The following is a 13,941-nucleotide window of genomic DNA, read 5'->3' as shown; positions in this document are numbered from 1 at the left end:
GGGCCGGTTCAGCCGTCGTGGGGTGCTGGGGCGAGACTGAGCAGTCCGCAGCCGTAGGATTTCCCCCGGCCGATTCCGGCCAGCAGCGCGGCGCGCAGGCGGGCGGGGTCACGGACGACGGCCACGCCTTCGTAGAGGGTGGCCGCGTAGGGAACCCGTTTGTCCACGCCCTGCTTGCCTGAGGTCCCGTTCGGCTTCCCGCCCGGCCGAGGGGTTGTCGCGTGGTAGGCGGTCAGTGGCTCGCCAGTGCCGGCCGCTAGGGTGCGCAGGGCCAGGCCGGCGGACGGCGCGCGGTCGGCCCACCACCGGACGGCGTCCTCGCCGCGCAGGGGGATGGCCTGTTTCCAGGAGCCGACAGTGCTGTTGCGACCGCATCGGCGGACGGCGTTGCCGAGGAACCGGTAGCGGACGAGCAGTCCCGGACGCAGTGCGGTGAGCATGGGGGTCATGTCGCGGGTCTGTGCCTCGGCGTAGCCGTTCGGCAGCCGGCCGGTGTCCATGGCTACCTGGGTCTGGACGAGCAGGACCGGCGGCCCCACGTGGTCGGTGTCGAGGCGAAAGAGGACTCCGGCGGTCGCGCGAGGACTGTCGCCGAGGCCGTCCGGAAGCAGCGACATCACACGCCGGTGGAGGACGGCGGTGTTGCCGAGATCCCTGTGGACCTGGCGGTGGGTGGGGTTGAGGACCAGCCGGGTGAGCCACGCCTGTGGTACCGGCTGCTCAGCGCATTCCGTTCGGGGCGCGGGAAGGGAAGCGGATGTCATGGGGTCCCTTCGGTGCTCGGGCCGTTGAGATAGGTGTCGAGGGCGGTGAGGTAGTCGGTGCCGTATCCGCCGCAGGGTCCTGTGAAGGGACGGACGGTGGCGTAGACGGGGCGCTGCCGGTAGCGGCGGTCGCGCGCGGTGAGGCTTACGGGGTCGTCGTTGAGAGTGGTGACTGCCGCCTGCGAGACCGCGGTCTCGGCCCCTCCGGGCGGAAAGGGAGAGTCGGAGGTGTAGTGCACGTTCGGGGTCGCGCTCGATGCGGGGCGGGCCAGCGGCACGCGGGTGAAGAGCTCCGTCAGTGGATCGTCGACGTCGGTTCGCAGCACGAGGACGGCACCGGGCGGGCAGGAGCGTCTGCCCATGTGGGGCGGCCAGTGAGGGCGGCGCAGGGCCGAGCCACAGCCGGCGAGCAGTTCCTCGTGGCCTGGGCCCTCGGCTGTGACGGCGACGGTGAAGACGGCGTCGGCCAGGTAATGGCGATTGGTCACGACGGTGGCCGCCTCCACCCTGCGACGCGTGCCCGAGGCGGTGGGGATGGTGCGGTGGCGCGGGTATCCGCCGCCGACGGTGTGGTAATCGCGCAGCCGGGTGCCCGGCCGGTCCACGCGAAGAGTGAAGCGGATCCGGGCGAGATCGGCGAAGGGGATCCCGGCGGCGCCAGGGCCCGCCCCCTCGCGGGCCTGGTCACGGGTGATGCCCAAGGCGGAGGCGATGAGACCGATGAGCCCGGAACGGGTGGGGTGTGCGGTGGTGTCACGGTCGGTGAAGTCGCTGTGCTCGCCCCAGGACTGCATCGGCCCGCCGAGCTGGAACAGGAGGCCGGTCATGCGGCGATATCCTGGGTCTTCCACGCCGCGTCGACTGCGCCGGCCACGAGGCCCGGGAAGGAGTCCGAACGGTCTCCGAGCCCGTCGAGGGCGCTGGGGTCGATGCCGGCGTAGGCGCGGTGCAGGAGGGCGTCGCCGCCCAGGAGCACGCAGACCTTCTGCGCGTACGCCGAGAGCGCGGCGCGTGAAGGGCCGGCCCAGCCGCCGTCACCGGGGGCGATGGGCTTCTCGAACGCGGCGGCGTAGGAGACGGGCCGGTCGGCGCGCACACTCACGTGGACCAGGTCGGGAATGGTGTGGGGAGCGGTCGAGGTCTTCTTCGCGTTCGGCATGGAGTTGATGAACGAGGAGACGAACGCCGTCGCCAGTTCGCGTGTGGTGTCCGGGTCGGCGACGTTGGAGGCGAGGTCGCGCAGGTCGATGGTGGCGTAGCGGTAGAAGACGCCGCTGCTGAATTCGGCGGTGTTCATGTGCGCGCTACCGGCGTCCTGGGCCCACAGGTCGACATCGTCGACTGCGGTGAAGAAGTCCCCCTGGACCGAGGTGCTGTGGGTGGTGAAGGCGTGAGCAACCTGCACGGCGCCATCGACCCCCGCGCCGGGGATCTCGGCGAGCATACGGCCGAACAGGGCGATCGACCCGTTGCGGGAGCGCAGCACCTCGTGCACCGCCTCCTTGGGCAGGACCGGCTTGCCGGCGGCCTTCGTGCCGAGAGCCTTCTCCAGTGCGGCGCGGTGCTGCTCGGCGATGTCGGCGAGCCGTCCGGCGGCACCCATCGGGAGGAAGAGGAGGGAAGCGGTGGCCTGGTCGGCCTTGTCCCGTTCCTTGTCGAGCGCGAGCTTGCTGTCGGTGGAGATCACCACCTGTGCCCCGGCGAACTGCGCGAGGTCCGCGGGCCAGCCACGTTCCTCGTTCAAGAGCGTGGACACCTGCATCGGCAGCCTGCGCGTACGCAGCGCCTTCTCGCCGATCAGCTCCTCGACTGCCTTGCGGGTCGGGCGCTTCCACGCCTGGCTGGAGACACGTGTCCGCGTCGTCCCTCCGTAGGTGACGGTCTTCGGCGACCCCAGGTCGTCCCGGTTGACGTTGCTGTAGGGCAGGGTCTGAAGGATGTGGACGTCCAGGAAGCGGGCACTGGTGACCGGGGTGTTCATGAGTGGAGTTCCTTCGTGGGTTTCGTGCGATATGGAGGGGCCGATGTGCCGGCAGGGCGGTCGTGTCGGCCGAGCGGGATGATGGTTCAGCCGTCCGCGGCGGCCTTCGCCCTCTCGCGCTCGGCGCCCAGAGTGCGGTAGTAGCTCTCCAGCCAGCGGGTGACCACGCCGTCGCGGTACGTGGGCCAGGCGCGCAGGTCTCTGAGCAGGCAGGCGTAGTCGACGTGTACGCCCGTGCCGCTCACGAGACGGACGACGGACGGCAGCATGCGGTGCAGGCCCTCGATGTCCTGGCGTGCCATCAGGTGAAGCTTGGCTTCCGCGCCCTTTTCCTTGATGGCGTCGTCGTGACGGGTGACGGCCATGGCGAGGCTCTCGCCCAGGTTGGTGCCGCCCGGACGGAAGCCGTCTACGCCGGGCCGTTTGTCTCCCGCCGGGGCGGAGTGGTCCTTCTCCTCGTCCGCGGGCGACGTGTCGGCTACCACTCTCTGGGCGCGCGGCCGGGCCGCGATCAGGGCGGCGACCGCGTAGAACGGGCGTTTGTCGCCCGCGTCGTACGGGACAAGCGGCATGTCGGGACCGCCGTCCTCGGTCGGCCGCGGCTTGAGCAGGACCGCATGCGTGCGCGCGGGAACGTCGTTCACGGGTTTGCCCAGGGCACGTCGGAGAGCCTGTTGTTCTCCGGCATCACGGCAAGCCGCGATCACACGAGCCACAAAGAGGTCGTGGGACCGAAGGGATGCGGCGCGCTTCGGCGCCCCTGCCGAGGGTTCGTCGGTGATACGGGCGTCATCAGGGGAGGTCATGGGAGCACTGCGTCCTCAGGAGTCGACGGGACGGATCGGTCAGGCCGAAGGGGGGCCGGTGAGCGGCTTGAGCAGGCTGCGCACGAGCCCTCGGGCCTCTTCGCGGGCTCTGGCGCCTCGCGGGGTGGCGGCGACCGTACGCGTCACCTCGTCGTACGCGTCGAGAGCCAGTCGGCCGAACTCCTGCTGCGGGTGCGGGAAGGAGCCGGTGTGCAGCGCGCCCCAGAAGTGCCGCTCGGCTGCGGGCCAGTAGCGGGCGAGTGCCTCGCCGGGCCAGGGCCCCTCCCCCTTCCCCTCCGGGGTCGCGCGTCCACTTGCCTGGTCGGTCGTGAAGGGGCTGGTGTAGGCCCGCCAGGCCACGCGCAGGGCGTATCGCAGCCGGGAGGCGGCCCTCTCGGCTGCGACGCGGGCGTCCTTGACCTCGTTGGCCAGGACAGTGACGTCGTTCACCGGGCCGGGGACCCGGTTCGCCGCATCGACAGCCTCCGTGGGAGCGGGAGAGAGGAGCTTGTGGAGGACGGGAGGGGTGGTGGCGGAGAAGTAACTGCGGTCGCGGGTCTGCCCGTCCTGGTCGAAGCCGTAGGCGGTGATGTGCAGTGCCTTGCGGATCGCGGCCGGCAGGCCGCCTGTGAGCCCGTCGATCACCGGCGGCCTGCGGCCGGGCGGCTCGGTACGGTGCAGGAGGATGAGCGCGTCGAGGTCGCGCCAGAGGGCGCGTTCCGTGCTCGCGTCCCGGGGGCGGACGGTGCCGTCCTTGGCCTCGTCCCAGATCAGGTACGGCTCCTTCCCGCTGTCCGGGCGCTTCTCGCGCAGTGCCCAGGTGATCACGGCATCCGTGACGGCCGTGCCCTGCTCGTCCGGGGTCAGCAGGATCGCGTGCTGGTGTCGCTCCGTCAGCATGGACAGGGGCCCGGTCGCCGGTCGCGGAGGGGCGAGCGGGTCGAGGAGTTCCCTTCGCTCCCACGGGCAACCGTCCGAGCCCGCCCCCTCCTCGGCCTGGGGCCAGTGCGCAGGCTTCGGAATGCCCAGCAACAACGACTCGTACAGCGTTCGTCCCTGTGGATGGAACGAGATCGTCCGCCGAAGTGGCCCGCCCATGGCATTGCCGTACCGCTTACCCTCGACCGTACGGGGAGTGCACTGGCCGGACGGCCCGTAGTACAACTGCGCGATCAGGTGGAGCAGCGCTTCCTCCGGCGGCAGTGGGACCGGGGCGGCGTCCGTGAAGTGGCCGAGGAAGACAGGGTTGTTTCCGGAAGGCCGGGCCATGACCAGCTTGTTCACGCCTGAGCGCGACGGCGACTCTTCCGCCAGGCGCGGATCTTGCAGAAACGGGCGTTGAGGATCGAAGAGAAACAGGCGTGAGCGGTGTGAGCCGAGGTAGCGGTCAACCGCCTCGGCCGGGAATCCGACTGGCCGGGACAGCAGGTCGTGGCGCTTCTTGTTCCACGTCTTCGGGTCGTCACAGGTGTCGAGCCCGGCGATCCGGGCCGCCAGCGCGTACAACATCCGCATCAGCCCGGCGGCTGCCGGAGGCAGGGGCACGGCCAGCGCGGAGAACTCGTGTGCCCGTACGAGAAGTTCACGCAGGCCCACCGCGATGACACGGTCATCGGTGCGAACCGGGACCCAGGGGCGGGCGCAGACGTCGAAACGGGGGTCGGGTGGATCGGACAATGAGTTCTGGCTTTCTCGGGAAGAGGCGGCGGAGAGGCGACGCGCTCGGTGTGGCATACGGTGATGGGGCTCCGCGAAGGCGGAGGTGGACCGGCGCTCGGTGGCGTTCAGCCCAAGGGGCCGGCGTCTTCCCCGCGCGAGCGGGGGTGGCCCGATACCGGGGAAGCACGTAGGTCGGTCGCAGTGCGCCCCGAGCATCGGGCGGGTGGTCAGGAGCCGGATCTCCTGACCACCCATCAAGACAGTAGCGGAAGGCGCTGGGTGGCGTTCACGAAACGGTCCAACTCTCACTCCTTCTCCGCGCGAAGACCCAGTGCGTGGTCCACCCTGAGGTTGAGGTCACCGAAGCCGGAGCCGTGGGTGCCCTGGTCCGTCACGTGGTGGGGGAGGAGTACGAGGCGGGCCAGGCGTGGTTCCTTCCGCCAGGCCTTCGGGGGACGGTGTTCGGCTGTGCACGCAGCACGCCATGTGCCGTGGCGGTAGGGCACGGCGAGGCTGAGGATGGTGCGGACCTCGGCACGGGTGAACCGGCCGTCTCGTCCGCTGCCGCGTGGGGGCAGCGGAATCGCGCAGGCTTCGTCCAGCCAGCGACGATTGTCCGCGTCCTCGTAGACCGGCAGGAGTTCGACAGACTCCGCACCGAGGCGGGTGGAGATGAGGTCGGCGTCCGCCTCGCTGATGGTCAGGCCGTGCAGGTCGGCCAGAGAGGGCGGGGGGATCATGACCAGGTTCGCGAGCCCCTGGCGGGCCATGTCGTCGCCCATCCGGTCGATGTCACGCCTCAGGAGTTCTTCAGGGCTGCGCGAGCGGAACTCCTCGTCGTAGACACCGTCCACGAGGGTTTGGACATCTCCGGGAATCGCGACCGTCGCCCCCAGCCGTGCGGTCAGTAGTTCCTCGGTGCGCTGCAAGAGAGCATCCGAGTAGACATCCCCCCAGCTCCTCGGCGCTTCCGTTGTCCCGTCGGCCGGGGATGCCAACACGACGAGGCGGGGGCCGACAGCCCAGCCGGGTCGCGGAGTCGCGGCGTGCCGCCACACGCGGCCGGCGCGCTGTAGCAGTTGGGCCATGGGGGCCAAGTCGGAGAGGACGAGGTCGAAGTCGAGGTCGAGCGACTGTTCGATGACCTGTGTGGCGACGAGGATCGCGCCGCGGGGGAGCGGTGGTCGACGGGTGCCCTTCTTGTCTCCGCGGCCAAACCAGGTTTCCGCCTCGGCGGTCAGCTCCGCACGGCGGAAGGCCGGGAAGCGGGAGTGCAGCAAGCGCAGCAGCGTGCCCTTGCCCGGCGCTCCACCCGTGCCGCTCGCCCGATCGTCCCAGCCGGTGTACCCGGGGCCGTGGATGTCTGTGAGGTGTTCACGCAGGGCTGCGTATGTGTCCTGGGCCTCGCCGACCGTCGTGCAGATGACGGCGGCGCATCCCCCTGATCGCGCGACCTGCTCCAACTCTTCGTACAGAACGCCCAGTCGGCCGTCGGGAACGGATGAATCGTAGGTGTGTGTGATCCGCCGGACCGCGATGTCGAGTTCACGGGACCGCACCGTGCCGACCGGCGCCGAGGGTGTGAGGAACGCGCCGGTCCGTCCGTCCGCATACAGCCACCCCGGGTAGCCCGGTGTCGGCACCTCGGCCGAGTGGCTGTGGCCGGCGCCTGTCAGATACGCGCGGACGAGGCCGCGCGCCGTCCCACCGGTCAGCGTGGCGGACAACAGGACGACCGGTACGCCCATCGCGCCGAGCCAGTTCAGCAGGCGTAGCAGCAACGCGTGAGTGAAGGCGTCGTAGGAGTGCGCCTCGTCGACCACGACCGTCTTGCCGGCCAGACCCACGTGCCGCAGCGCGTTGTACCGCAAGGGCAGTACACCCATAAGGGCCTGGTCGATGGTGCCGACCGAGATCGGTGCGAGCAGGCCACGCCAACGCTGCCGCAGCCATCGGCTCGCCTCCACCGATACGCCGTCGCCTCCGGTGCCGCCTCCGCGGTCGGCGTCATGCGTCAGGACACGCGACTCCGGGGTGTCCGCTTCTTGCGCCCCGCCGTCCTCGTCCGCCGGCTGATACCGCTCGTTGAGGTCCGCGTCCCGGTGGGTGAGCGTGATCTGCGCGCTGTCCGTCAGATTCCGCAGCGCGTAACCTCGGACGCGCTCGTACATCTGGTTCGCCGTCGCCTGGGTCGGCAGGGCGAAGAACACACCGCTACCGCCGACGGCATTTCCCATCAGCGTCGCGGCATGCAGTGCGACCTCGGTCTTCCCCTCCCCGGTGGGCGCCGTCACCAGCAGGATCCCCGGCCCCACGACCTTGTCCCGCAGACCTTGTTCGACACTGCGCTGCAACGGGTGTGGATGGGTGATCTCCGGGAACTGCCCAGCGAAGTCACGTGAGTGGAAGACGGCGCGGCCCAGCCCGGCGTCCGCGACGATGCCGGGCGCGAGCGCGCTCATCTCAGCGGCATGAGCCCGCACGGCTTCGGGCCTACCCGGCTCCGGACGTCTGAACCACTCGGTCAGCCGCCCCTCCACCACATGCTCCTGACTGGCCAGCCAGTCGGCGACGATCACGAGCCCCGCGATCACCACCGCACTCGCCACGGGAACCGCTTCGACCTGTGGGACAACCGGCTCCCCCAGTAGATCCCTCAGTAACGCGAGGTGTTCGCACCGTTCCTGCGCCCAGGCGCCAATGCCCAGCTCCACCACGCCGCCGTCGGTCACCTCCAACTCGTCCTCCTCGATACCGAGGGGATAGCGTCCGTGGTGCCCGCCGAGGATCTGCCCCACCTGACAACGAAGCTGGTACTCGGCCATACCGTCCTCGGGATAGCCGAGCCCGCCGAGCAGTCCCGGAACCGCCCTGGCCGTGGCGTACTCGTGGCCGACCCGACCGATCCGACTGTCCCTGCTCCGGTCGTGTCTGTAGCGCGGCTCTTCCAGGAAGCCGCAGTGGCCCGGATGCTCATCACGGGCCGCGTCCTGGAATACCGGCATGATCTTTCCGATGTCGTGCAGCCCCGCCCAGAGCATCACCACCTGCCGGGCATCCCTCACCCCTAAACCCAGCGCCACCGCGATCCGCTCGCGCTGCCCCGCCTGCAGCACCTCGTCCCACAACACCCCGGCCACCACGGCCGTATCCACGAGATGCCCCATCAACGGATAGGGCCGGTCGAGACCCTTGGCCTTGCCCCACAAACGATCATCAACCACCACGGCCTCCCGCGCCGCCGCAGACGTTCACCCCCCTTACTCCAGCACGAGCCTCTGACAGCGAGGTCCGGCGGAAGGCGAGAACCCATCGGCCGCATACGGTTCTCCCTGGCCGCCTGACAACCCACAGCGACCACCGTGAGCATCCCTGCGCAGGGCCGGCGAGGGTATCGACGCCCCGGGCCTCCTACGTGACACTCACGTCCCCACGAGCGGACCGGCCTTGCAGGGCGCCACCACAACCCGGAAACCTCGCGGTCATGCAGCCCGGACAAGACCAGCGGCAGGACGGCGAAGCCGTGGGTCAACAAGAAGGACCGCCCCTCTTCACGCGGACGCCATTCCCGGAGGTGACATGGCGCGCTTCGTACTCATGGACGGCGGAGTGACCGCCGACTTGCGAGGGGACCCCCTGCGGTCCCCGGCCTCAGCACCGACGCGTTCCTGTCCGGCTCGCGCGGAGGACGCGCGCTACGGAGGCCGGTCCGAAGATGCTCAGAGCACCCGGTATCGAGCACGCCACCGAGACATCGCCGCTGCCTGATCGACGGGGAGGCCCCCGTTCTCCACTTCGGGAACCACGAACTTCTCCAAGGTCACGGCGGAGAGCAAACGTCCTCTTGGCCAAGGACGACACTGAACGTCACGGGCGATTGCCTCGCCGCGCCGGGCGACACTCACCCCGGCCGGCCGGGCTCACCCGAGCTCCGCCAGGAGGCTCCAGACCGTCACCGTGGCCGGACGAAGTCAGGAACGGTACCGGCCAGCGCCGCTGCTGCGGGCGTAGGAAGCCCACTGCCCAGGCCGGATCGTGCAACGATGGCGGCATGAATCGACTGGCCAACTCCCAGTCGCCCTATCTCCTCCAGCACGCCTCCAATCCAGTGGACTGGTGGCCATGGGGAGAGGAGGCGATGCAAGAGGCGCGGCGGCGTGACGTGCCCGTGCTGCTGTCCGTCGGCTACTCGGCGTGTCACTGGTGCCACGTGATGGCGCGGGAGTCGTTCGAGGACGAGGTCACCGCGCGGGTGCTGAACTCGCACTTCGTCGCCGTCAAGGTGGACCGTGAGGAGCGGCCCGACGTCGACGCCGTGTACATGGAGGCGGTGCAGGCCGCGACCGGGCAGGGCGGCTGGCCCATGACCGTCTTCCTCACCCCGGACGCCGAGCCCTTCTACTTCGGTACGTACTTCCCGCCCGAGCCCCGGCACGGCATGCCCTCCTTCCGGCAGGTGCTGGAGGGGGTCCGGCAGGCGTGGGCGGAGCGGCGCGACGAGGTCACCGACGTCGCCGCCAGGATCGTGCGCGACCTGGCGGGCCGGGAGATCGACTACGGCGGCACGGGGGCGCCCGGACCGGCCGAGCTGGGGCAGGCGCTGCTCGGGCTGACCCGGGAGTACGACGCGGCGCGCGGCGGATTCGGCGGGGCGCCGAAGTTCCCGCCGTCCATGGTGGTGGAGTTCCTGCTGCGCCACCACGCCCGCACCGGTGCCGAGGGCGCCCTGCAGATGGCGCGGGACACCTGTGAGCGGATGGCGCGCGGCGGGCTGTACGACCAGCTCGGCGGCGGTTTCGCCCGGTACTCCGTGGACCGCGACTGGGTCGTGCCGCACTTTGAGAAGATGCTGTACGACAACGCGCTGCTGTGCCGGGTCTACGCGCACCTGTGGCGTTCCACCGGCTCCGCGCACGCCCGCCGGGTCGCGCTGGACACCGCCGACTTCATGGTCCGCGAACTGCGCACCGCCGAGGGCGGGTTCGCCTCCGCCCTGGACGCCGACAGTGACGACGGCACCGGCCGGCACGTCGAGGGCGCCTACTACGTGTGGACGCCGGAGCAATTGCGCGCGGTGCTCGGCGACGAGGACGCCCGGCTGGCCGCCGCCCACTTCGGCGTGACCGCGGAGGGCACCTTCGAGAACGGCGCGTCCGTGCTGCAACTCCCGCAGCGGGAAGGTGTGTTCGACGCCGAGCGGATCGCCTCGGTACGGGAGCGGATGCTCGCCGCGCGGGCCGAGCGGCCCCGCCCCGGCCGGGACGACAAGGTCGTCGCCGCCTGGAACGGCCTCGCCGTCGCCGCCCTCGCCGAGACGGGCGCCTACTTCGAGCGCCCCGACCTCGTCGACGCCGCCGTGGCCGCCGCCGACCTGCTCGTCCGGGTGCACCTCGACGAGCACGGCCGTCTCGTCCGTACCAGCAGGGACGGCCGGACGGGCGCCAACGCCGGGGTCCTGGAGGACTACGCCGACGTCGCGGAGGGCTTCCTCGCGCTCGCCTCCGTCACCGGGGAGGGCGTCTGGCTGGACTTCGCGGGGCTCCTCCTCGACCACGTCCTCACCCGTTTCACCGACGGGACGGGGGCCCTCCACGACACGGCCGCCGACGCCGAGCGGCTGATCCGCCGCCCCCAGGACCCGACGGACAACGCCACCCCCTCCGGCTGGACCGCCGCCGCGGGCGCCCTGCTCTCCTACGCCGCCCACACCGGCTCCGAGCCCCACCGCACCGCCGCCGAACGGGCCCTCGGCGTGGTGACCGCGCTCGGCCCGCGCGTCCCCCGCTTCATCGGCTGGGGCCTCGCCGTCGCCGAGGCGCTGCTCGACGGTCCGCGCGAGGTGGCCGTCGTGGGGCCCGGCCCGGCCGACGCCGCCGCCCGCGGGCTGCACCGCACGGCCCTGCTGGGCACCGCGCCCGGCGCGGTGGTCGCCGCCGGGGTCGAGGGCGCTGGGGAGTTCCCGCTGCTCGCCGGGCGACCGCTGGTCGGCGGCCGGGCGGCGGCGTACGTCTGCCGGGGCTTCACCTGCGACGCGCCGACGACCGACCCGGAGCGGCTCCGGGACACGCTCACGGCGCCGGAGGCGTAGGCAACCGGGGCCCCGGCCCTGGGGGGCCCATGCGCGGCGGCTGAGGGGCATCCGCGCACCGGGCCGCGCACCGGCCTCGAACCGGGCCCGAGGCGTGGCCACGGAACCGGCCCGGGGCGTGGCCACGGAACCGGCCGGAGTGGTGGGCACGAGCCGCGCCGAACGCCGTCACCCGGGGATCCGGCCGGTGCCGTCGTGGCGGGGCCGGGCCTCAGTCCCGGCCCGCGCGCTCCGTCGCGCGGGACACGATGGCCTCCAACTGGTCGTGGTGCGCGCCTTTCCAGTAGGCGCGTCCGCAGGCGGCGCACCGCGCGAACACGTCGTAGGTGCGTTCGGTGCCGCCTTCGAGCTGGTCGGCGACCTCCGCCTTGGTGGCCTCGCGCAGCACGCCGTTGCAGGCGGTGCACCGGGTCCAGGGGCGCAGCACGGGACGGAAGCGCTCCAGGACCTCGTCGAGCTGGTCGTCGGGGCGGTGGCCGTAGACGTACGCGCCGGCCCACAGCTCGCGGCGGCGCAGCAGGCCCCGGTCGCGGCTGAGCAGGACCCGGCGCTCCGCGGCGGACCGCGCGGCGAGCGCCGGATCGCCGGGGTCGGCGGACTCGTAGGCCGTGTCGACGCCGAGCAGGCGCAGGCGGCGGGCGAGGGTGCCCAGGTGCACGTCGAGCAGGAAGCGCAGCGGGGCGCCCGGCACGTGCTGGGGGTGCCCGACGGGCCGCACGCCGACCGACTCGCCGCCGGAGGGCACGTGTCCGGGCTCCACCGGGCGGCCGTCCACGAGGAGCGCGCCGACCTCGGTCAGCGGGACGCCCAGGGACTCGACGAGGTGGCCGAGGGTGGAGACGCCGTCGGTCGCGGTGCGGACCGTGCCGGTGGCGCGGGCGCGGGGGACGAACACGTGCAGCGCGGGGGCGAACTCGACGTCGATCTCCGGACCGTTCATGCGGTCAGGATGCCACGGGGCGCGCGGCGCGTCCTCAGGCTTCTCCGGCGGGCGGCAGGCCGTCGCGGACGACGTCCAGGGCCCGGTCGACCAGGGCGGCGGGGTCGTCGCGGTGGCCGTGCTCGGCCCAGTAGCGGGAGACCTCCAGCAGACCGCCGAGCAGGGACGCGGTGAGGAAGCGGATCTCTAGGCCGTCCGGCGGCAGCCCGGTGCGTTCGGCGACGGCGCCGGCGAGCAGGCGGCCGGTGGCCGACATGCTCTCCACCATGCGGGACCGTACGGCGGGCACCTCGGACATGAGGCGGGTGCGCAGCCGGGTCACCTCGGGCTCCTCGCGCAGACCGGTGCCGATCGCCTCGCGCAGGACGGCGCGCAGCGAGTCGAGCCAGGGCTCGTCGGCGGGCCGGGCCCGGAAGAGGTCCGGCAGGACCGCGTCGTACTCGTCCGTGAGGACGATGTCCTCCTTGGTGGGGAAGTAGCGGAAGACGGTGGAGGGCGAGACCTCGGCGCGGTCGGCTATCTGCTCGACGGTGGTGGCGGTGTAGCCCTGTTCGCCGACCAGTCCGTAGGTGGCGGCGCGGATCGCCTCGCGGGTCCGGGTCTTCTTGCGTTCCCGCAGGCCGGGCCGGGGGCGCGCGGCGGGGGAGTGGGGGGAGCGGGCGGCCGTCATACGGGTCATTGTCGGGCATCCGAGGGGGCGTGGCCACGGCCGCGACGGCGCCCCCCTTGCACGCCCCGGCCGCCCCGCCGCGCCCCGTGCGCCGTCCTTCCCGGCAGCGGGCCCGCCTGCCGGCGCGGCGGGCGGGCGCGTGGGAAAGGGCCACGGCGGGCGGCCGTGGCCCGGGGCGGGCGAGGAGCGGTGCGGGGTCAGCCGTGCTGGTAGGCGACCAGGGAGATGCCCACGTAGTGGGTGATGAAGGCGGCCAGGGTGAAGGAGTGGAACACCTCGTGGAAGCCGAACCAGCGCGGTGACGGGTTGGGCCGCTTGATGCCGTAGACGACGCCGCCCGCGCTGTAGAGGAGACCGCCGACGACGACCAGGACGAGGACGGCGATGCCGCCGGCGCGCAGGAACTCGGGGAGGAAGAAGACCGCGGCCCAGCCCATCGCGATGTAGCAGGGCGTGTAGAGCCAGCGCGGGGCGCCGACCCAGAAGACGCGGAAGACGATGCCCGCCGCCGCGGCGGCCCAGATGCCCCACAGCAGCCACTGCCCTTTGGCGCCGGGCAGCAGCAGGATCGTCAGCGGCGTGTAGGTGCCCGCGATGATCAGGAAGATGTTGGCGTGGTCGAGCCGGCGCAGTACGCCGCCCATGCGCGGGCCCCAGTCGCCCCGGTGGTAGAGCGCGCTGACCCCGAACAGCAGACAGGCAGTCAGGACGTAGACGCCGCAGGCGATCCGCCCGCGGGTCGAGTCGGCCAGGGCGGTGAGCACCAGACCGGCGACGAGGACGGCCGGGAACATGCCCAGGTGCAGCCAGCCGCGCAGCTTGGGTTTGACCTGGTGGGGCAGGGAGAGCGCGACAGGGCCGTGGCCGGCGTCCGGCGTGCCCCCTCGCGCCTCGAAGGCGGACGCAGTCATGGGCGCATCGTACCTACGGAACCGTAAGTTACATGTCAGTACGGTGGTATGACGAACGCGGAGTGGTCATCGTCTCACGCCGGTTCGGCGCCCCTCTCCCCGGCCGCCACCCGGCCGCCCGT

General features: G+C 71.7%; 10 protein-coding genes. 1 reads left to right on the top strand and 9 read right to left on the bottom strand.

Annotated features, from left to right (window positions below):
- Positions 1 to 8: 8 nt before the first annotated feature.
- The 6 genes from VM636_RS11030 to cas3 form a co-directional block, all read right to left on the bottom strand.
- Positions 9 to 764: a type I-E CRISPR-associated protein Cas6/Cse3/CasE gene (locus VM636_RS11030; protein WP_053914458.1), complete on the bottom strand. Its 756-nt coding sequence runs from the start codon at positions 762 to 764 to the stop codon at positions 9 to 11.
- Entirely contained in the window at positions 761 to 1,591 is an 831-nt protein-coding gene (gene cas5e / locus VM636_RS11025; RefSeq protein WP_053914459.1) for a type I-E CRISPR-associated protein Cas5/CasD, read from the bottom strand. The genes VM636_RS11030 and cas5e overlap by 4 nt, the downstream gene beginning before the upstream one ends.
- Positions 1,588 to 2,745 (bottom strand): type I-E CRISPR-associated protein Cas7/Cse4/CasC, encoded by a 1,158-nt coding sequence (gene cas7e / locus VM636_RS11020; protein WP_053914460.1) that lies wholly within the window; start codon positions 2,743 to 2,745, stop codon positions 1,588 to 1,590. Before cas7e ends, cas5e begins: the two co-directional genes overlap by 4 nt.
- A gap of 86 nt (positions 2,746 to 2,831) precedes the next feature.
- Positions 2,832 to 3,551 (bottom strand): type I-E CRISPR-associated protein Cse2/CasB, encoded by a 720-nt coding sequence (casB, locus tag VM636_RS11015; protein WP_078962786.1) that lies wholly within the window; start codon positions 3,549 to 3,551, stop codon positions 2,832 to 2,834.
- Between the two features lie 39 nt (positions 3,552 to 3,590).
- On the bottom strand, positions 3,591 to 5,228 hold the full coding sequence (casA, locus tag VM636_RS11010; RefSeq protein ID WP_234340480.1) for a type I-E CRISPR-associated protein Cse1/CasA: 1,638 nt from the start codon (positions 5,226 to 5,228) through the stop codon (positions 3,591 to 3,593).
- Between the two features lie 287 nt (positions 5,229 to 5,515).
- Positions 5,516 to 8,434 carry a CRISPR-associated helicase Cas3' gene (gene cas3, locus VM636_RS11005; RefSeq protein ID WP_234340481.1) on the bottom strand — a complete coding sequence of 973 codons (2,919 nt, stop codon included), beginning with the start codon at positions 8,432 to 8,434 and terminating at the stop codon, positions 5,516 to 5,518.
- Positions 8,435 to 9,261: 827 nt separating this feature from the next.
- Between cas3 and VM636_RS11000 the strand changes: the two genes are divergently transcribed.
- On the top strand, positions 9,262 to 11,298 hold the full coding sequence (locus tag VM636_RS11000; protein ID WP_053914464.1) for a thioredoxin domain-containing protein: 2,037 nt from the start codon (positions 9,262 to 9,264) through the stop codon (positions 11,296 to 11,298).
- Positions 11,299 to 11,509: 211 nt separating this feature from the next.
- Here VM636_RS11000 and VM636_RS10995 read toward each other — a convergent pair whose 3' ends face one another.
- From VM636_RS10995 to VM636_RS10985, 3 genes are all read right to left on the bottom strand, one after another.
- Positions 11,510 to 12,238: a Mut7-C RNAse domain-containing protein gene (locus tag VM636_RS10995; RefSeq protein WP_030422775.1), complete on the bottom strand. Its 729-nt coding sequence runs from the start codon at positions 12,236 to 12,238 to the stop codon at positions 11,510 to 11,512.
- A 34-nt stretch (positions 12,239 to 12,272) separates the two neighbouring features.
- The gene (locus VM636_RS10990; RefSeq protein ID WP_078856231.1) at positions 12,273 to 12,917 is read right to left on the bottom strand and encodes a TetR family transcriptional regulator; all 645 of its coding nucleotides are present in this window, start codon (positions 12,915 to 12,917) and stop codon (positions 12,273 to 12,275) included.
- 188 nt (positions 12,918 to 13,105) lie between these two features.
- On the bottom strand, positions 13,106 to 13,819 hold the full coding sequence (locus VM636_RS10985) for a hemolysin III family protein (protein WP_030422773.1): 714 nt from the start codon (positions 13,817 to 13,819) through the stop codon (positions 13,106 to 13,108).
- Positions 13,820 to 13,941: the final 122 nt, after the last annotated feature.

It is taken from the genome of Streptomyces sp. SCSIO 75703, assembly GCF_036607905.1.
Taxonomy (GTDB): domain Bacteria; phylum Actinomycetota; class Actinomycetes; order Streptomycetales; family Streptomycetaceae; genus Streptomyces.
This window is presented reverse-complemented; position numbering and strand designations above follow the sequence as displayed.

Coding starts and splice junctions, on each gene's coding strand:
- VM636_RS11030 (WP_053914458.1), bottom strand. CDS start 764: ATGACATCCGCTTCCCTTCCCGCGCCCCGAACGGAATGCGCTGAGCAG.
- cas5e (WP_053914459.1), bottom strand. CDS start 1,591: ATGACCGGCCTCCTGTTCCAGCTCGGCGGGCCGATGCAGTCCTGGGGC.
- cas7e (WP_053914460.1), bottom strand. CDS start 2,745: ATGAACACCCCGGTCACCAGTGCCCGCTTCCTGGACGTCCACATCCTT.
- casB (WP_078962786.1), bottom strand. CDS start 3,551: ATGACCTCCCCTGATGACGCCCGTATCACCGACGAACCCTCGGCAGGG.
- VM636_RS11000 (WP_053914464.1), top strand. CDS start 9,262: ATGAATCGACTGGCCAACTCCCAGTCGCCCTATCTCCTCCAGCACGCC.
- VM636_RS10995 (WP_030422775.1), bottom strand. CDS start 12,238: ATGAACGGTCCGGAGATCGACGTCGAGTTCGCCCCCGCGCTGCACGTG.
- VM636_RS10990 (WP_078856231.1), bottom strand. CDS start 12,917: ATGACCCGTATGACGGCCGCCCGCTCCCCCCACTCCCCCGCCGCGCGC.
- VM636_RS10985 (WP_030422773.1), bottom strand. CDS start 13,819: ATGACTGCGTCCGCCTTCGAGGCGCGAGGGGGCACGCCGGACGCCGGC.